The sequence below is a fragment of the Neisseria sp. 27098_8_139 genome, assembly GCF_041433195.1.
Classification (GTDB): Bacteria; Pseudomonadota; Gammaproteobacteria; order Burkholderiales; family Neisseriaceae; genus Neisseria; species Neisseria subflava.
Map to the genome: position 1 here is coordinate 149,523 of NZ_JAPWBA010000003.1, position 18,090 is coordinate 167,612.

16 protein-coding genes, 1 tRNA gene and 2 pseudogenes are annotated in these 18,090 nt (G+C 47.8%); 7 read left to right on the forward strand and 12 right to left on the reverse strand.

The genetic code is table 11. From position 1 onward, the window contains the following. Positions 1-175 precede the first annotated feature (175 nt). The 6 genes from O3660_RS05205 (at position 176) to O3660_RS05230 (ending at position 6,584) form a co-directional block, all read left to right on the forward strand. Positions 176-1,246 carry a porin gene (locus tag O3660_RS05205; protein ID WP_371464625.1) on the forward strand — a complete coding sequence of 357 codons (1,071 nt, stop codon included), beginning with the start codon at positions 176-178 and terminating at the stop codon, positions 1,244-1,246. A 124-nt stretch (positions 1,247-1,370) separates the two neighbouring features. Next, a complete protein-coding gene (locus O3660_RS05210; protein WP_318250411.1) occupies positions 1,371-2,888 on the forward strand; it encodes a polyamine aminopropyltransferase in 1,518 nt (505 codons plus the stop codon). Positions 2,889-3,055: 167 nt separating this feature from the next. Further along, a complete protein-coding gene (locus tag O3660_RS05215; RefSeq protein WP_049351167.1) occupies positions 3,056-3,523 on the forward strand; it encodes an FxsA family protein in 468 nt (155 codons plus the stop codon). A 178-nt stretch (positions 3,524-3,701) separates the two neighbouring features. Then, on the forward strand, positions 3,702-5,549 hold the full coding sequence (locus O3660_RS05220; protein ID WP_049351166.1) for a lytic transglycosylase domain-containing protein: 1,848 nt from the start codon (positions 3,702-3,704) through the stop codon (positions 5,547-5,549). A 277-nt stretch (positions 5,550-5,826) separates the two neighbouring features. Then, positions 5,827-6,039, forward strand: a complete 213-nt coding sequence (rpsU, locus tag O3660_RS05225; protein ID WP_003680926.1) for a 30S ribosomal protein S21 — start codon at positions 5,827-5,829, stop codon at positions 6,037-6,039. Between the two features lie 98 nt (positions 6,040-6,137). Beyond that, a complete protein-coding gene (locus O3660_RS05230; protein ID WP_049351165.1) occupies positions 6,138-6,584 on the forward strand; it encodes a GatB/YqeY domain-containing protein in 447 nt (148 codons plus the stop codon). Between the two features lie 63 nt (positions 6,585-6,647). On the opposite strand, the gene accD is transcribed toward O3660_RS05230, so the two are convergent. From accD to O3660_RS05290, 12 genes and pseudogenes are all read right to left on the reverse strand, one after another. Next, positions 6,648-7,514: an acetyl-CoA carboxylase, carboxyltransferase subunit beta gene (accD, locus tag O3660_RS05235; RefSeq protein WP_049351164.1), complete on the reverse strand. Its 867-nt coding sequence runs from the start codon at positions 7,512-7,514 to the stop codon at positions 6,648-6,650. 75 nt (positions 7,515-7,589) lie between these two features. Then, on the reverse strand, positions 7,590-8,375 hold the full coding sequence (gene trpA, locus O3660_RS05240; RefSeq protein WP_049351163.1) for a tryptophan synthase subunit alpha: 786 nt from the start codon (positions 8,373-8,375) through the stop codon (positions 7,590-7,592). A 326-nt stretch (positions 8,376-8,701) separates the two neighbouring features. Continuing rightward, the gene (locus O3660_RS05245) at positions 8,702-9,049 is read right to left on the reverse strand and encodes a hypothetical protein (protein ID WP_049351162.1); all 348 of its coding nucleotides are present in this window, start codon (positions 9,047-9,049) and stop codon (positions 8,702-8,704) included. Then, the gene (locus tag O3660_RS05250) at positions 9,033-9,335 is read right to left on the reverse strand and encodes an integration host factor subunit alpha (RefSeq protein WP_003680933.1); all 303 of its coding nucleotides are present in this window, start codon (positions 9,333-9,335) and stop codon (positions 9,033-9,035) included. Before O3660_RS05250 ends, O3660_RS05245 begins: the two co-directional genes overlap by 17 nt. Positions 9,336-9,449: 114 nt before the next feature. Beyond that, positions 9,450-9,914 (reverse strand): annotated as a pseudogene (locus O3660_RS05255) (phenylalanine--tRNA ligase subunit beta); the annotation flags it as partial. 294 nt (positions 9,915-10,208) lie between these two features. Next, a pseudogene (pheT, locus tag O3660_RS05260) lies at positions 10,209-12,089 on the reverse strand (phenylalanine--tRNA ligase subunit beta); the annotation flags it as partial. Positions 12,090-12,192: 103 nt separating this feature from the next. Further along, positions 12,193-13,182 carry a phenylalanine--tRNA ligase subunit alpha gene (pheS, locus tag O3660_RS05265; RefSeq protein ID WP_049351161.1) on the reverse strand — a complete coding sequence of 330 codons (990 nt, stop codon included), beginning with the start codon at positions 13,180-13,182 and terminating at the stop codon, positions 12,193-12,195. Between the two features lie 248 nt (positions 13,183-13,430). Further along, the gene (rplT, locus tag O3660_RS05270; RefSeq protein ID WP_003675502.1) at positions 13,431-13,790 is read right to left on the reverse strand and encodes a 50S ribosomal protein L20; all 360 of its coding nucleotides are present in this window, start codon (positions 13,788-13,790) and stop codon (positions 13,431-13,433) included. A gap of 12 nt (positions 13,791-13,802) precedes the next feature. Continuing rightward, the gene (gene rpmI / locus O3660_RS05275; RefSeq protein ID WP_003675505.1) at positions 13,803-14,000 is read right to left on the reverse strand and encodes a 50S ribosomal protein L35; all 198 of its coding nucleotides are present in this window, start codon (positions 13,998-14,000) and stop codon (positions 13,803-13,805) included. A 142-nt stretch (positions 14,001-14,142) separates the two neighbouring features. Further along, positions 14,143-14,664, reverse strand: coding sequence for a translation initiation factor IF-3 (gene infC, locus O3660_RS05280; RefSeq protein WP_079453677.1), 522 nt, complete (start codon positions 14,662-14,664; stop codon positions 14,143-14,145). A gap of 17 nt (positions 14,665-14,681) precedes the next feature. Further along, the gene (gene thrS, locus O3660_RS05285; protein WP_049329260.1) at positions 14,682-16,595 is read right to left on the reverse strand and encodes a threonine--tRNA ligase; all 1,914 of its coding nucleotides are present in this window, start codon (positions 16,593-16,595) and stop codon (positions 14,682-14,684) included. 52 nt (positions 16,596-16,647) lie between these two features. Next, positions 16,648-16,724, reverse strand: a tRNA-Val gene (locus O3660_RS05290). A gap of 237 nt (positions 16,725-16,961) precedes the next feature. On the opposite strand from O3660_RS05290, the gene tgt reads away from it, so the two are divergent. Continuing rightward, positions 16,962-18,077, forward strand: a complete 1,116-nt coding sequence (tgt, locus tag O3660_RS05295) for a tRNA guanosine(34) transglycosylase Tgt (protein WP_003745960.1) — start codon at positions 16,962-16,964, stop codon at positions 18,075-18,077. Positions 18,078-18,090: the final 13 nt, after the last annotated feature.

The following is an 18,090-nucleotide window of genomic DNA, read 5'->3' on the forward strand; positions in this document are numbered from 1 at the left end:
TAATAGTGAGCCATCCAAGATTGTTGGCAAATTAACACAAAAATACGTAACTGAAAACTATTTTTCAATTTATCCTACGATAAATTACAAATGTATTGATTTTTTATAATTTGTCAAATAAGATTATCCGAATACCCCGTCCCCAATTAAGAAAAAGACATAAAAGGAGAACAAAATGAACAAGTTATCTTGTTTTGTTGCCATTACCCTCATCGGCTCTTCCATGAGCATCGCCCACGCCGAACCTAAAATGAGCGGTACCATATACATTATGACCGAGGTCGAACACAACAATAAAACCGGCGTCACCAATACAACCATTTCCGATAAAAGTTCCAGTCTTTATCTCTCCGATGAAGTACGACTCAACAACGACTTATGGCTGAAATGGCAACTTGGCTCCTTTATTTACTTCGATTCTGACCGCTGGAGCGGCTGGGGCACTGCCGACTCATACGTTGCGCTCAACAGCTACAAAAACCTTGGTACCGTCAAAATGGGTTACATCAGTACACCCATGAACAGCATTTATCTGAACCCGTTTGACACCAACAGCTCGATTTTGGAATTCGGCAAAATTTCCCGCTTCGGCCAACGTCGCGTTTCTATGGCTTATGAGTCTCCTTGGAAAAACGGTTTCCAATTCAAATTCAACGTTTCCCCAGGTTCCAATGCCGCACGCAACAACAACGACTGGAGTCCGGATAAAAAACGTGACGGCGACTGGGTTTTCGGCTGGGGTGTGGACTACAACCACCCAAACAACGGCTTTAACGCCCACTACGCTGCCGAATACGCACCCAACGACTCTCCGACCGAAACCAAAGACTTCCAAGCCCATGCATTCATGGCCGGATACAGCAAAGACAAAATCTCCGTCGATGCCGCGTTCCAATACGCCAAAAACACTTGCGACGGCTTCAGCTGCTGGGGCGTATGGAAAGATGCGGCAGGCAACGTAGCCGGTTCTTACGACAAAGAAATCAACAACACCAAAGAATTTATGGTGTCCGGCTCATACAAAGTAGGCAATTTCAAACCTCAAATCGGTTTCGCCTACGGTAAAAGCTCTGTCGGCGAAGACTACAAACACGTCGCCGTCAGCACCGATTACAGCTTCTCCAAACGGACAACCGCCACACTCGGCGCCGGCTGGTTGAAAGAAAACGTCAATCCGAAATACGACAAAGATTTGCCGAAAAAATCTTCTTACGCAGTGGGCATGGTATTTAAACACCGCTATTAATGCCTGACAGATTAAAGGCCGTCTGAAACAATTCGTTCAGACGGCCTTTTCTACATCCTATAAATAAACTTGCAGCCCACCTTAAAAATCATTACATTGCCCACACTCAAGCAACAAAAACGTCATCATGAACGCCCACCGCACCCTCATCATCTCCGTTTTTATCGTCGCCAGCTGCGGCCTCGCTTACGAGCTCATCATTGCCGCGCTCGCAAGCTATCTTTTGGGCGACAGTATTTTGCAGTTTTCCTCCGTCATCGGGCTTTATCTGTTTTCAATGGGTATCGGCGCACACCTGACCCAATACATTAAAGATAAAGACGTATTGCACCGCTTTATCGAAATCGAACTTCTGGTCGGCATCATCGGCGGCATTTCCGCGCTGGCATTATTTGTGGCCTTCGGTTTATCCGCTGCCCCGTTCCGCACCCTGCTCTACGCTTTTGTACTGATTGTCGGCATGGTTGTCGGCATGGAAATTCCTTTGGTCATGCGTGTGTTAAACCAAAAAGGGGCGGAATTTAAAGAACTCGTTTCCAAAGTCCTGACCTTCGACTATTTGGGCGCACTTGCCGTTTCCCTGCTCTTCCCGCTCCTGCTCGCCCCCAAACTCGGCATGGCACGTTCCGCCTTGTTGTTTGGCATTTTCAACGCCGCCGTCGCCTATCTGACCGCGCGTGTATTCAAATCCGAATTACCCCGCTACCACGCCATCTGCCTGCGCGCGCTGATTGTCTTGTCCGTCCTCGCCGCCGCCTTCGTCTACGCCGACCGTATCTCTTTCAAAGCCGAACAAAGCTATTTCGGCGACCCCGTCGTCTATCAAAGCCATTCGCCCTACCAACGGCTGGTCGTTACACGCTGGAAAGACGACACCCGCCTCTATATCAACGGCAACCTGCAATTCTCCTCACGCGACGAAGCACGTTACCATGAAGCACTCGTTCTGCCTGCCATGCAGATGGTGCCGAACGCCGAACGCGTCCTGATTCTTGGCGGCGGCGATGGATTAGCGGCACGCGAAGTCTTAAAATATCCGCAGATCAAAAATGTTACTTTGGTCGATCTCGACCCCGACATGACCGCCACCTTTAAAACCTCTGCCACCTTGAGCGCGCTCAACCAAGGTTCGCTGTCCCATCCCAAAATGCACGTCGTCAACGACGATGCCGCCAAATGGCTGGAAAGGTCGTCTGAAAAATTCGACGTTATCATCATCGACCTGCCCGACCCGTCCAATTTCTCGCTGGGCAAACTCTACTCCGTCCCCATGTACCGCCTCGTCGCCCGCCATCTTCAGCCGCAGGGCAAAATCGTCGTCCAATCCACCTCGCCCTACTTCGCCCCCAACGCCTACTGGTCGGTCGTTGCCACCCTCGAAGCGGCCAAGTTGAATACTGCGCCCTATCATGTTTACGTCCCTTCCTTTGGCGAATGGGGATTTGTGTTGGCAGGCTTCGACCAAAACTTCCCCATTCCGCAAAAATTCGATGTACCCACCCGCTATCTTAATGCCCAGACCGTTGCCGAAATGTTCCGTTTTCCGTCCGATATGGCAAGGCGCAAGGTTGAAGCAAATTATTTGAACAACCAAATTCTCGTCAGTTATTTTGAAAGTGATTGGAACAATGTGATGCGATAGAATATCTAAAGGCCGTCTGAAACATCTGCCTTCTTTATATCTCCGTTCAGACGGCCTCATCACCCGTTTACCCTTTTTCACACAGCATTTGCTTGAAAAAATAAGGTTTATCTTTATCTAGATAAAACACAATCGACACTATCCGTTGAATGAAGGAACAAACACTTATGCAGTATTTTGGAATCGGTTTTTTGGTTTTAATCTTTTTGGAAATCATGTCCATCGTCTGGGTTGCCGACTGGCTTGGCGGCGGTTGGACGCTATTTTTGATGGCTCTCAGCTTTATCAGCGGTATCTTTATGCTGCGCCATACCGGCATCTCCGGCTTATTGCTCGCAGGCGCAGCCGTCCGCAGCGGACAAAACATTTCCCTCTATCAGATGCTGTGGCCGATTCGCTATACTGCCGCCGCGGTTTTCCTGCTCAGCCCCGGCTTTATTTCAACCGCCGTTGCCCTGCTCTTGCTGATTCCATTTAAAGGTAACGCGGCCGTTTCTTCTACGCAGTCTTTCCAAAGCCGCCAGACTTACAGCTCCGCCAAAGATGATGAAGACATTATCGAAGGCGAATATACGGTTACGCGCACCAACAAAGCCGACAAACCGCAAGACTATATCGAACACAAACCCGATTGACGACTTCCTTCATAAAAGGCCGTCTGAATTAGGAATACCTCAAAAGTGTTTCATATTTCAGACGGCCTTAATCATTTCCTGGCTTTGAAAATGTAAATATCAGTTTGTAATTCGGTTATTCCGCATAATTCATTTAAAATAAGCAGTTATTTTGATTATAAAAACGACACGGTATCCAATGAACGTTCAACGTCTTTTCCCTCTCTCCCTCAGCTTGATTACCGCCGCTGTTTTATCGGCGTGCGCCACCCAAAACACACCGACTGCTTCGAATACCGAAACCGTCGTTCACCCTAAATCTACTTCTATTCCTTCACGCCGCGCCGACAGCGAATCCAAAATCCTATCCGATTACAGCCAATACCAAAGCGCCATCGATGCCGCCAAACGCGGCGACGATGCTTGGGTACAACAATTTTTATCCCAAGCCAGCGACAGCGCAATGGCTGAAAACGTCCGCAACGAATGGCTGAAAACCTTGGGCGCGCGCGGCCAATGGGATTTGTTCCGTCAAGAATTCAGTAAATTGAACGCCGCCGGCGTCGCACAAGAAGTGCAATGTTATGCCGATTTGAGCAGCGGCAATTACAGCAAAGCCGCCGAGCTGGTTCGCGTGACCGGCAAACTGCCTGCCGGCTGTACCCGCTTGGTTGAAAGCGCGGTAGCTTCAGGCCGTCTGAACACCAACGACGCATGGCGTCGCGTGCGCGGCTTGTTGAGCAACAGCCAAACCACAGATGCACGCAACCTCGCCGCCGCATTGGGCAGCCCCTTTGAAGGTGGCACGCAAGGTGCGACCGAATACAGCCTGTTGAGCGTGATCGGCAAAGATGCACGCAAATCCGCTTCTGCCGCCGCCACCCTATCCGACATGGAATCCGGCCTCAGCCGCGAACAACGCAGCTTCGCATGGGGCGTATTGGGCCACTACCATGCACAAAGCCAAAACATGCCGACTGCTTTGAGCTACTACGGCCGCGTTTCCGATCGCAAGCAACTGACCGACGAACAATTAGAATGGTACGCACGCGCCGCTTTGCGCCTGCAACGTTGGGACGAATTGGCAAGCGTGATTCAGCATATGCCTGAAAAACTGCAAAAAGACCCGACATGGCAATATTGGCTGGGCCGCAGCTTTGCCGCACAAGGCAAAAGCAGCCAAGCCAAAGAAATGTATGAAAAAGCTGCCGCTTCCGGCCGCAATTTCTACGCCGTAATGGCAGGTGAAGAATTGGGCCGCCGCATCAATACGCGCAACAACGTTTCCGATGCCGATGCCAGAGACGTCCGCCGCATGAGCGAAGACGGCGCCATCAAACGCGCATTGGTTCTGTTTAAAAACAGCCAAAGCAACGGCGACTCCAAAATGCGCCGTCAGGCACAGGCAGAATGGCGTTTTGCCACCCGCGACTTCAATGAAGACAACCTGCTGACTGCCGCACAAGTCGCTTTTGACAACCAGTTCTACGACATGGCAATCAACAGTGCCGACCGTACCGATCACAAACTCAACTACAAGCTGCGCTACCTCTCTCCGTTTAAAGACCTGACCGTCCGCTATGCCGCACAGGCAGGCGTTGACCCTGCATGGGTTTACGGTTTGATTCGCCAAGAGAGCCGCTTTGTCATGGGCGCGCAATCCAGCGTCGGCGCACAAGGCCTGATGCAGGTCATGCCTGCAACCGCCCGCGAAATCGCCGGCAAAATCGGTATGAGCAGTAGCGAACTCTACACTATGGACGGCAACATCCGCATGGGTACTTGGTACATGGCAGATGCCAAACGCCGCCTGCAAAATAACGAAGTAATGGCTACCGCAGGCTACAACGCCGGCCCCGGCCGCGCCCGCAACTGGCAGGCTTCTTCGCCTTTGGAAGGCGCAATCTATGCCGAGACCATCCCATTCACCGAAACCCGCGACTATGTGAAAAAAGTCATGACCAACGCAACTTATTACGCGTCATTGTTCAATGAGCCGCAGACTTCGTTGAAACAACGTATGGGTACGGTTCCCGGTCGTTATTAAAACCAAATAGGCCGTCTGAAAAGTGAGACAGAATCAAACGTTCAGACGGCCTGCAATCTTGACAGACTATCGGGTTTATAAGATAATCTCCCGATTGTTTCTGACCGAAAAGGTCACTTGCACGGCAAAAGCCGACTTGTTAGGAGGTGATGTTTACATCACGGCGCGTATCCCGCCCTGCCCTAGGCAAACCAGCGATACAACAACTACCCCATTATGACAAACCGTCCTCTATTTCTTAAAACGGTTTGATTAAACAAAATTTAAAGGAAATAAAATGCCTGCTATTCGTGTTAAAGAGAATGAACCATTTGAAGTTGCCATGCGTCGTTTCAAACGTGCCGTAGAAAAAACCGGTCTGTTGACCGAGTTGCGCGCCCGTGAAGCGTACGAAAAACCAACTACCGAACGCAAACGCAAAAAAGCTGCTGCAGCCAAACGTCTGCAAAAACGTCTGCGCAGCCAACAACTGCCTCCTAAAATGTATTAATTACAGGCCTGCCCTGTGATAAACAACACACCGCAAGGGCAGCTTTGCGGTGTGTTTTGTTTTTCAGACGGCATCTTTTTATATAAAGTGAGAACATTATGAGCCTAAAAACACAATTAACTGAAGACATGAAAACCGCCATGCGTGCCAAAGACCAAGTGTCTTTAAGCACCATCCGCCTGATTAATGCCGCCATCAAACAATTTGAAGTAGATGAGCGTACTGAAGCTGATGACGCCAAAGTCATCTCCATCCTGACCAAAATGGTGAAACAACGCAAAGACAGTGCCAAAATCTATGCCGAAGCCGGCCGTCAAGATTTGGCTGACAAAGAAAACGCGGAAATCGAAATCCTCAACCGCTACCTGCCTCAAATGATGTCTGCAGAAGAAATCAAGACTGTCGTTGAAGCAGCCATTACAGAAACCGGTGCATCAGGCATGGCCGATATGGGCAAAGTCATGGGCGTACTGAAAACCCGTCTGGCCGGAAAAGCCGACATGGGTGAAGTCAACAAGGTTTTGAAAGCCGCATTGACTGCTTAATCATCAATAATCAAAAAGGCCGTCTGAAATATTATTTTCAGACGGCCTTTCTTATTGTGCTCATCAAGCAGCGGTTACTTTACCTTCATGACGCAACAAAGTAATCAAATCGCTGATACGTTTTTTCATGGAACGACGATCGACAATTTGGTCGATTGCGCCCTTCTCCAACAAAAATTCTGCACGTTGGAAACCTTCCGGCAAGGTTTCGCGTACAGTCTGCTCGATAACGCGCGGACCTGCAAAACCAATCAGAGCATTCGGTTCTGCCAAAACCACATCGCCCAAGAAGGCAAAGCTGGCAGATACGCCGCCCATGGTCGGGTCGGTCAATACGGAAATAAACGGCAGACATTTTTCAGTCAGCAAATGCAAAGCCGCGCTGGTTTTCGTCATCTGCATCAAAGAGTTCAAACCCTCCTGCATACGCGCACCACCGGAAGCCGCCACGCAAATAAACGAACAATTATCTGCAACAGCACGGCGTACACCCTGCACGAAACGTTCACCCACTACCGAACCCATGGAGCCGCCGATAAAGCGGAATTCAAAAGCAGCCACCACGACAGGCAGGCCGTTCATGGTGCCTTTCATAACGACCAAAGCATCGTCCTCGCCGGTTACTTTACGCGCAGCAGTGAGGCGATCCGTATATTTCTTGCTGTCTTTAAATTTCAGCGGGTCTGTCGGTTTAATATTGGCTGCAATCTCTTCACGGCCTTCTTCATCCAAAAGCAGGTCCAAACGTTCGCGCGCAGAAAGCGGATTGTGATGGTTACATTTCGGACAGACTTCGCTGTTTTGTTTCAACTCGGTTGAGTAAACCGTTGCCGAACAAGACGGACATTTGTGCCACAGACCTTCAGGGACGCTGGACGAACTGCTTCGGTTTTTAATTTTCGGAGGAAGAATTTTATCTAGCCAGCTCATGAATGACTCCTTAGGATTCAGAATTCAGACGGCCTGTTGAACGTAAGGCCGTCTGAAACAATGGAATGAAAAAATTTAGCGAATCGCGTCTTTCAACTCTTTAACCAACGCGCCTACTGCTTCAGCCTCGCTACCCGCGAGGCTTTCAATCTCTTTGACGATACGGCTGCCGACAATAACGGCATCCGCCACCGCACCAATCTTACGCGCACTCTCCGCATTATTGATGCCGAAGCCGACACCAATCGGAATATCGATGTATTTGCGCAAAAGCTCTATTTTACGCGAAACTTCTTCAGTATCCAAACTTGCCGCACCGGTTACACCTTTGAGCGATACATAATACACAAAACCGCCGGCTACTTTGGCAATCGTTTGAATACGCTCCTCAGTTGTCGTTGGCGCAATAAGGAAAATACAATCAATACCTTGCGCTTTCAACGACTCATGTAAAGGAGCAATGGTTTCTACCGGAGAATCCACGGTCAACACGCCATCTACGCCTGCTTCGGCAGCTGCTTGCGCAAACGCCTGATAACCCATTTTATGTACTGGGTTCAAATAGCCCATTAACACAACCGGCGTTTTATCATTGGTTTGGCGGAACAAGCGCACTGTTTCCAATACGTCGCGCAAAGAAACATGATTTGCCAACGCCCTTTCAGCCGCACGTTGAATAGTCGGGCCATCCGCCATAGGGTCAGAAAACGGCACACCCAGTTCCAAAATATCAGCACCATTAGCCACCAAGCTATGCATCAATGCCAAGGTTATCTCAAGGCTGGGATCACCCACCGTAATATAAGGAATCAGTGCTTTTGCGCCATTGAGCGCTGAGAAAGTTTGTTGGATTCTGCTCATTTTCTGCTATCCATTTCATCGATTTGAATGTTGTCCGGCAGCCTGTTTGTTCTGCCGTTACATTTATTTTAAAAACCTCAGTCTGCCATGAAAAGGCGGCATCTATCCGCATTATCTAATGACTGTTTCTTCCCAATCGGCAAACAAGAGGCTAAGTATAACATTTACGGCTATTTCATAGAATCATTTGCAATCAAGATTCTGATATTTTGAAAGCAATATAAAACAATAAAGGCCGTCTGAAAATCATTCAAACAGCCTTTATTAGAATCAATTATGCAAATCTTTGTATGCCTTCGCACTTTTGATTAAACTTTCCCTATCGATTACAGCTCGACATGGTGATTTTGTTGTTCAGAACCCAGATGATGCTCCAAATCAGACAAAATCTGCATCAGACCATGACGCACTTCTTCCGCATTGGCGGCAGGATTGCCGTTTGCATCCAAAGCGCCACGGCTGAACGTATCAATATATGGTTCAAACGTATCTTTAAGCTTCAACAACTTAACCACATCTGAGCGCGTATATCGATCGCCACCGTATCCAATCACAACATTATTTTCATGTTGCCATTGGGCAAACTGAGCCGGACTGATTTGCACCAATTGGCACATCTCGTCCAACGTAAAATAACGCTTGGCAGGAATAACCGGATTATTGTTGCTTGTCATAGTAATGCTCCACCATGCCTTTGAGTTTTTGGCTGGCATGGAAAGTCACCACACGGCGTGCGGTAATCGGCACTTCTTCGCCTGTTTTAGGGTTACGGCCAGGGCGTTGAGGTTTGTCGCGCAATTGGAAATTGCCGAAACCTGAAATTTTAATTTCTTCACCACGCGCCAAAGTGCTGCGGATTTCTTCAAAAAAGAGCTCGACGATTTCTTTGGCATCATTCTTGGTGACGTTGCTGACTTTGTCGACCAAAATATCAGCCAATTCTGCTTTAGTTAGTGTCATGTGTTTACCTTCATTCAAACTGGTGCAATTATTACCAAAATTCTTTTAAAAATCAAGTCCTCACCAAAAAATCAAATATTATTGGCGATTTTTGGCGACAACTTTTGTCTTATGTTAAGCGCGAAGCTGTGCGTCTTTTTCAGCTGCCGCTTTAATCATTTTCGCAACCAAAGGCTCGATGACTTCATCTGTCAGCGTGTTTTCCATATCTTGCAAAATGATTTTGACAGCAACGCTCTTCATGCCTTCAGGCACGCCCGTACCGCGGTAAACGTCAAACACGCTGATTTCTTGAACCAACTTGTTCGCCGCCGCTTTCAGGGCATTTAACAAATCATCATGCGTCACAGCTTCAGGCATTACAAATGCCAAATCTCGGCGTGCAGGTTGGAATTTGGATACGGACTGATAACGGGTTTTCTCACGACCCAATACCGCATCCATATCGATTTCAAATACCAGCGGCGCTTGTGGCAAATCATATTTTTGCAGCCATTTCGGATGCAATTCTCCAAGAAAACCAACAATCGCATTATTCACAACGATGAATGCGCTTCTCCCTGGATGCAATGCAGGATGCGCATATTCCATGCTTTCTAAATATGGGATACCTTTTCCCGCTTCCTCCTGACCAACAAGATTGCCAACCATCCCACCAGCAATCCCTCCTGCTAATGTCCCACCAACGGTATTTCGTACTGCCTCACCAAGAGTTTTTTTCCCATCAAATACATCTATAAGACTGGATAGTCCTGTTGCCATACCACCTATAACAGCTCCTGCTTTTGCACCACTTACTGTATTCGCTTCAATATCAGTATTTTTCTCTACAATATTTTTCTCACGATATGTCGGCTTAGGGGAAAGATATTTCACATCTTTGTTTTTCAACAGATTTTCCACATCTGCCTTGATGTCGTAAAAATCCGCGTTGCGCGTTTTCTCGCCCCATTGTTCGGGCATCGCCGCGCCGTACCACAAGCCGCCGATGCGTTCGTTTTGCACAAACTGGCCGTCTGAACCTTTGCTGAACACGCGGGCAATTTCAAACACGCGTACACGGTTTTGCTTACGGTTCAAATTGTTTTGCAAAACTTCCACCAAACCGCCGATAAGCGTAGAACGCATGACGGCATACTGCGCTGCCAACGGATTTTGCAGACGGATAGGATTGGTATTCGCAGCAAAATCTTGCTCCCATTGCTCATCCACAAACGCATAGCTGACCACTTCGCGGTAACCGCGTGCCGCCATTTCGTTATAAACCGCAAAACGTGGGCGTTTGGTTTCAGGCAAAGCCAACATTTTCAGACGGCCTGAAGTATAGTCGTCAGGAATATTTTCATAACCGTAAACACGGCCGATTTCTTCAATCAAATCAGCTTCGATCTCGATATCGAAACGGAAGCTAGGAGAAGTAACACGGAAGCCTTCTGCGGTTTTCTCAGGCTGCAAACCCAAGTGTTGCAAGATAATTTCGACTTGCTCGGCAGAGATTTCAACACCCAATACCATTTTCAGACGGCCTAAACGCAATTCAACCTGTTTTGCCTCAGGCAATTTGCCTTGTGCCTCAACCATTTCACCGGCTGCACCACCGCAAATCTGCAACACCAATTCGGTAGCACGCTCAATAGCGTCAGCTTGCAAGCGGTAATCCACGCCACGCTCAAAACGGAAAGAAGAATCCGAACCAAAACCGTATTGACGGGATTTACCGGCAATAATCTCCGGAGCAAACCAAGCAGCCTCCAGTACAATATTTCGCGTGTCGTCTGAAACCGCGCTTGCCTCGCCGCCCATCAAGCCGGCCAAGCTCAACGCACCTTTTTCATCAGCGACCACCAGTGTATTATCAGCCAAAGTAACCGTCTTCTCGTTCAGGCACGCCAAAGTCTCGCCATTTTGAGCACGGCGGACAATTAAACTGCCTGACAGCTTGTCAGCATCGAAAACGTGCATAGGCTGACCGATTTCCAACATCACATAGTTGCCGATGTCCACCAATGCGGAAATGCTGCGGATACCGCTGCGCTCCAAACGTTGTTTCATCCAATCAGGGGTAGCCGCTTTCGCATTGACATTTTCAATCACGCGACTGATAAAACGGCCACAGTCAGCCGGTGCATCAATACGGACAGCCTGTTTTTTCTCACTGCCGATAGAGGCCGTCTGAATTTCAACAGGCGTAAACGCACATTGAGTCAACGCAGAAACCTCACGCGCAATGCCCTTAACACTCAAGCAATCAGCGCGGTTAGGCGTAATTTTCAACGTAAACAGCGTATCGTCCAAATCCAAGTATTCGCGGATATTAGTACCGACAGGCGCATCTTCAGGCAGAATATGCAGACCGTCTACACCATCATCAGGCAAACCCAGTTCATTGGTCGAACACAACATACCGTTTGATGGTACACCACGCATTTTAGTCGGCTTAATTTTGAAATTGCCCGGCAAAACGGCACCCGGCAACGAACACGGCACTTTAATACCCGGCTTGACATTCGGCGCACCACAAACAATCTGAACCAACTCACCCGTACCGGCATCAACTTGGGTAACGTTCAAACGGTCTGCATCAGGATGTTTCTCAACGGATTTCACTTCGGCAACAACCACACCACTGAAAGCAGGGGCAGCAGTATCGATTTCTTCCACTTCCAAACCGGCCATGGTCAAAAGATGTTCCAGTTTATCGGCAGAAAGATCAGGATTGGCTTGGGTTCTCAGCCATGAATAAGGAAATTGCATATTATTTTCTCTACTATCAGGCCGTCTGAAACAAATTTTTATCAGACGAAATCAGTAATATCTATTCACTTTTCAGACGGCCTATCAAAAGACCATCTGAAATTTATTTAAACTGCTTCAAGAAGTTCAAATCGTTATCAAAGAACAGGCGCAAGTCGTTCACGTTGTAACGCAGCATAGCGAAGCGGTCAAGACCGATACCAAAGGCGAAACCGGTATATTTTTCAGGGTCAATATTGACGTTTTTCAACACGTTAGGATGTACCATACCGCAACCGCCTACTTCCAACCATTTGCCATTTTCACCCATGATATCGATTTCAGCTGAAGGCTCAGTAAACGGGAAGAAAGACGGACGGAAACGCACTTGCAGGTCATCACGTTCAAAGAAGCGACGGATAAAATCAGTAAACACAGCTTTCAAGTCGGCAAAAGTCACACCCTCTTCTACCCACAAACCTTCAGCCTGATGGAACATAGGCGAGTGAGTGGCATCACTGTCTACACGGTAAACGCGGCCGGGGGCAATAATGCGGATAGGCGGCTCTTTTTTGTCGAGCATATAGCGGATTTGAATAGGCGAAGTGTGTGTGCGCAAAACGTCGCCGTTTTCAACGTAGAAAGTATCTTGCATCGCACGCGCTGGGTGATTTGCAGGAATATTCAAGGCTTGGAAATTATGGAAATCGTCTTCGATTTCAGGGCCGTCCGCTACTTCAAAACCCATACCGTGAAACAGCTCGACCACACGTTGCAAAGTTAAAGTAACTGGATGCAAACCGCCATGTTCTTGCGCACGGCCCGGCAAAGTAATATCCAATGCTTCTGCAGCCAATTGAGCTTGCAGCTTGGCTTCATTTAGGGTATCGCGTTTGGCATTAAAGGCCGTCTGAAACTGATTTTTGCATTCGTTGATGTGCGCACCTATGGTTTTACGCTCTTCAGGAGACATTTGACCCAAAGTTTTCAAAAGTCCGGTCAATTCGCCGGTTTTACCAAGATAGCGTGCTTTAATTTGTTCTAAAGCATTGAAGTCTTGCGCGGCTTCAATAGCGGCAATACCTTCTGCAACGATACGGTTTACATTTTCCATAGTGGTTTATCGTCTGTTTGTTGATGGCAGGCCGTCTAAAACAACAAAGCCGTCTGTTGGATTTGATTTCAAACCCGTTCAGACGGCCTTTTGTCTTACTGCGGCCAATCCGTTTGATAAGAGAGGCCTATTTTATCGCAAATTAGTATAAAAAAATAGAGTTTAAAGAAAGAAAATCAACTACATAGGATTTCTTTAAGAAAAGAAAAAAGGAAGCATAAGCTTCCTTTTTAAATAATCTTATCGAATTAAGCAGCCAAAGCAGCTTTAGCTTTTTCAACCAATTGTGCAAATGCAGCTTTGTCGAATACAGCCAAATCAGCCAATACTTTGCGGTCGATTTCGATAGCAGCGCGTTTCAGGCCGTTCATGAATTTGCTGTAAGACAGACCATTTTCACGGGCACCCGCGTTGATACGAACGATCCACAGTTGACGGAATTGACGTTTGCGTTGGCGACGGTCACGGTATGCGTATTGACCGGCTTTCATTACCGCTTGTTTGGCAACACGGTAAACGTTTTTACGACGACCGCGGTAGCCTTTGGCTAACGCGAAGACTTTTTGGTGACGAGCACGAGCGGTAACACCGCGTTTTACGCGTGGCATATTCTAAACTCCTTAAGCGTAGGGCAACATTTTAGCAACAGAAGCCAAATCGCGTGAATCAACCATAGCGGTGCCGCGCAATTGACGTTTAGTTTTAGTGGTTTTTTTGGTCAGGATGTGACTCTTGAACGCATGACCGCGTTTTACACCACCGTTACCCAGTACTTTAAAGCGTTTTTTCGCGCTAGACTTGGTTTTCATTTTAGGCATTGGAAAACTCCATTCGTTATTAGATAAGGTATAAGGGGTTTTGAAATAAATTTCAAACACTTGGAACCCAAAATACCACGTTTTTTGCCGCTAATTAAACCTTATTTCGAGCGGCAATCGAAATAAGGTTTGCATTATAGCTTTATTTTTTCTTAGGCGCAATCATCATCACCATTTGGCGGCCTTCCATTTTAGGGAAGGACTCGATTTGTGCCACTTCAGCCAACTCTTCTTTTACGCGCTCAAGCAGTTGGGCACCCAATTGTTGGTGAGCCATCTCACGACCGCGGAAACGTAATGTCACTTTGACTTTGTCACCATCGGCGAGGAAGCGGTTGATGTTGCGCATCTTGATTTGATAGTCGCCTTCATCAGTACCCGGACGGAATTTAATTTCCTTGATTTGTACCTGCTTTTGGTTTTTCTTGGCTTCGTCGCGCTTCTTGGCTTGTTGGTATTTGTATTTACCGTAATCCATCAGTTTGCATACGGGCGGTTTGGCAGTCGGGGAAATTTCTACCAAATCGACATCTTGCTCTTCGGCCATAGCCAGAGCTTCACGAACTGAAACGACACCAAGCTGATCGCCTGACTCACTGATTAATCGCACTTCTTTGGCGGTAATTTCACCATTGATTCGTGCTTCGCGTTCTTGAGCGATGATGAATACTCCTATAAAAATTAATGATTGACGAGGGCGTCAGTGATTTCTTGCTGCAATTGTGCAATAAAATCATCTACATTCAAAGAACCCAAGTCTTCTGCTTTGCGGCGTACCGCAACTTTGTTTTCTTGTTTCTCTTTATCGCCGACGACGATTTGATAAGGGAAACGGTATTGGCTGTTGTCACGGATTTTGTAACCGATTTTTTCGTTACGCAAATCCAATTCGACACGGAAGCCCGCTGCCTGTAATTTAGCAGCCACTTCGCGACAATAATCTGCTTGGTTCTCGGTGATATTCATAATCACCATTTGAACCGGTGCAAGCCACAATGGGAATGAGCCTGCATGGTTTTCAATCAAAATACCGATGAAGCGTTCCAATGAACCCAAAATAGCACGGTGCAACATTACAGGACGCGCACGATCGTTGTTTTCAGTTACATATTCGGCATTCAAACGCTCCGGCAATACGAAGTCCAACTGCAGGGTACCGCACTGCCAAGAGCGACCCAAGGCATCTTTGACATGGTACTCAATCTTAGGACCATAGAATGCGCCTTCGCCAGGCAATTCTTCCCACTCTACGCCGCAAGCGGTCAATGCATCACGCAGACCTTGTTCGGCTTTATCCCAAACTTCGTCAGAACCTGCACGTTGTTCTGGGCGGAGGGACAACTTCACGGCAACATCATGGAAGCCGAATTGTTTGTAAATGCGAACCAGCAATTCATTGAATGCACGTGCCTCATCAACGATTTGATCTTCAGTACAGAAGATGTGTGCATCATCCTGCACAAAACCGCGAACACGCATCAGACCATGCAACGCACCGCTTGGTTCATTGCGGTGGCAAGAACCGAACTCAGCCAAACGCATCGGCAAATCGCGATATGAGCGCAAGCCGTTATTGAAAATTTGCACATGACCCGGACAGTTCATCGGTTTAACCGCGTATTCGCGTTTTTCGGAACTGGTCACGAACATATTGTCTTTATAGTTTTCCCAGTGGCCGGATTTTTCCCAGAAGGTTTTATCCATAATCTGAGGCGTTTTCACCTCTTTATAACCGGCAGCATTCAGCTCTTTGCGCATATGCTGCTCAATCACTTGCCACAAAGCCCAGCCTTTAGGATGCCAGAACACCATGCCCGGTGCTTCATCTTGCAGGTGGAACAAATCCAATTGTTTACCCAGCTTACGGTGGTCGCGTTTTTCCGCTTCCTCGATGCGTTGGATATAGGCTTTCAATTCGTCTTTACTTGCCCAAGCCGTACCGTAAATACGTTGCAACATTTCATTGTTACTGTCGCCGCGCCAGTATGCGCCTGCCAACTTGGTCAGCTTGAAGTTTTTCAAGAAACGGGTATTGGGAACGTGAGGGCCGCGGCACATATCGACGTATTCTTGATGATGATACATACCCATTGCTTCCACTTCAGGCATATCTTCAATCAGACGCAATTTGTACTCTTCGCCGCGATCTTGGAAAATTTTGATGGTTTCTGCACGAGGCGTCATCACTTTAATAACGTCATAGTCTTGTGCAATCAACTCTTTCATGCGCGCTTCGATGGCGGCCACATCATCAGGCGTAAATGGTTTTTCAGTTGCGATATCGTAATAGAACCCGTCTTCAATTACCGGGCCGATAACCATTTTGGCATCAGGATAGAGCTGCTTGACCGCATGACCGACCAAGTGCGCGCAGGAGTGGCGGATAATTTCGACGCCTTCTTTGTCTTTAGGTGTAATGATTTGAACATGAGCATCTTCGGCAATCGGATCGCAAGCGTCCACCAATTTACCGTTAACCTTGCCCGCTACCGTTGCCTTTGCCAAACCTGCACCGATAGACGCTGCAATTTGCGCCACGGTAACGGGTGATTCATATTGGCGGACCGAACCGTCCGGCAAGGTAATGTTCAACATCAGAAAGCTCCAAAACATTAAAAAATAACGGCATAAAGCCGTTATGGAAATTTGGTAGGCACAATTGGACTCGAACCAACGACCCCCACCATGTCAAGGTGGTGCTCTAACCAACTGAGCTATGTGCCTTCATCTAAGTCGCTTATTGTAACGAAGCGTGTTCCCTTTTGCAAGCATCTGTAAATACTTTTCAGACGGCCTGAATATTTTTGTTTGATTTATACCTCATTTTCTATCTCCTCCGTGATTCAGGCCGTCTGAAGCATTGTTTTGACAAAGATAAAATCCAGCCGTCAACCAACGAAAAATCCTTTATAATCTGCCCTTTCATTTCGCACACACGCGAACGTCCAATCTATTATTACTATGCTCAAATTTACCTTACACAAAAAAGACGGTCATGCCCGACGCGGCACTTTGGAACTGAACCACGGCAAAATCGAAACGCCGGTATTTATGCCGGTCGGCACTTACGGTTCGGTCAAAGCAATGAACCCGCAAAACCTGCATGACATCAAAGCGCAAATTATCTTAGGCAACACTTATCATCTGTGGCTGCGCCCAGGTTTGGAAGTCATCGAACAATTCGGCGGCCTGCACGAATTTATTGGTTGGGATAAGCCGATTTTGACCGACTCAGGCGGTTTCCAAGTATTTTCGTTATCCGATATGCGCAAGCTGACCGAAGAAGGCTGTACATTCCAAAGCCCGATCAACGGCGACAAACTGTTCCTCTCGCCCGAAGTGTCGATGAAAATCCAAACCGTATTGAATTCCGACATCGTGATGCAGCTGGACGAATGCACCCCGGGCGAGGCAACGCACAGCCAAGCGCAAAAATCGCTGCAAATGAGCCTGCGCTGGGCGGAACGAAGCAAAAAGGCTTTTGAAGACCTGAAAAACCCAAATGCACTGTTTGGCATTGTACAAGGCGCGATGTATGAAGATTTGCGCGAAGAATCGCTGAAAGGCTTGGAAGAGCTCGACTTCCCCGGCTTAGCCATCGGCGGCTTGTCCGTTGGCGAACCCAAGCCCGAAATGTACCGTATGTTGCGCGCTGTCGGCCCTATCCTGCCGGAACACAAGCCACATTATTTGATGGGCGTCGGCACGCCTGAAGACTTGGTGTACGGCGTGGCTCACGGCGTGGATATGTTCGACTGCGTTATGCCTACCCGCAATGCGCGTAACGGCTGGCTGTTTACCCGTTTTGGCGATTTGAAAATCAAAAACGCCAAACACAAACTCGACAAGCGTCCGATTGATGAAAGCTGCACCTGCTACGCCTGTCAGAATTTCAGCCGCTCCTACCTGCACCATCTGCACCGTGTCGGCGAAATCTTGGGCGCACAGCTCAACACCATCCACAATCTGCACTTCTACCAAGTCATCATGGCAGAAATGCGCGAAGCCATCGAACAAGGCAAATTTGCCGATTGGCAGGCACAATTCCATGAAAACCGTGCCCGCGGTGTGGATTAATCCTTTTAAAGGC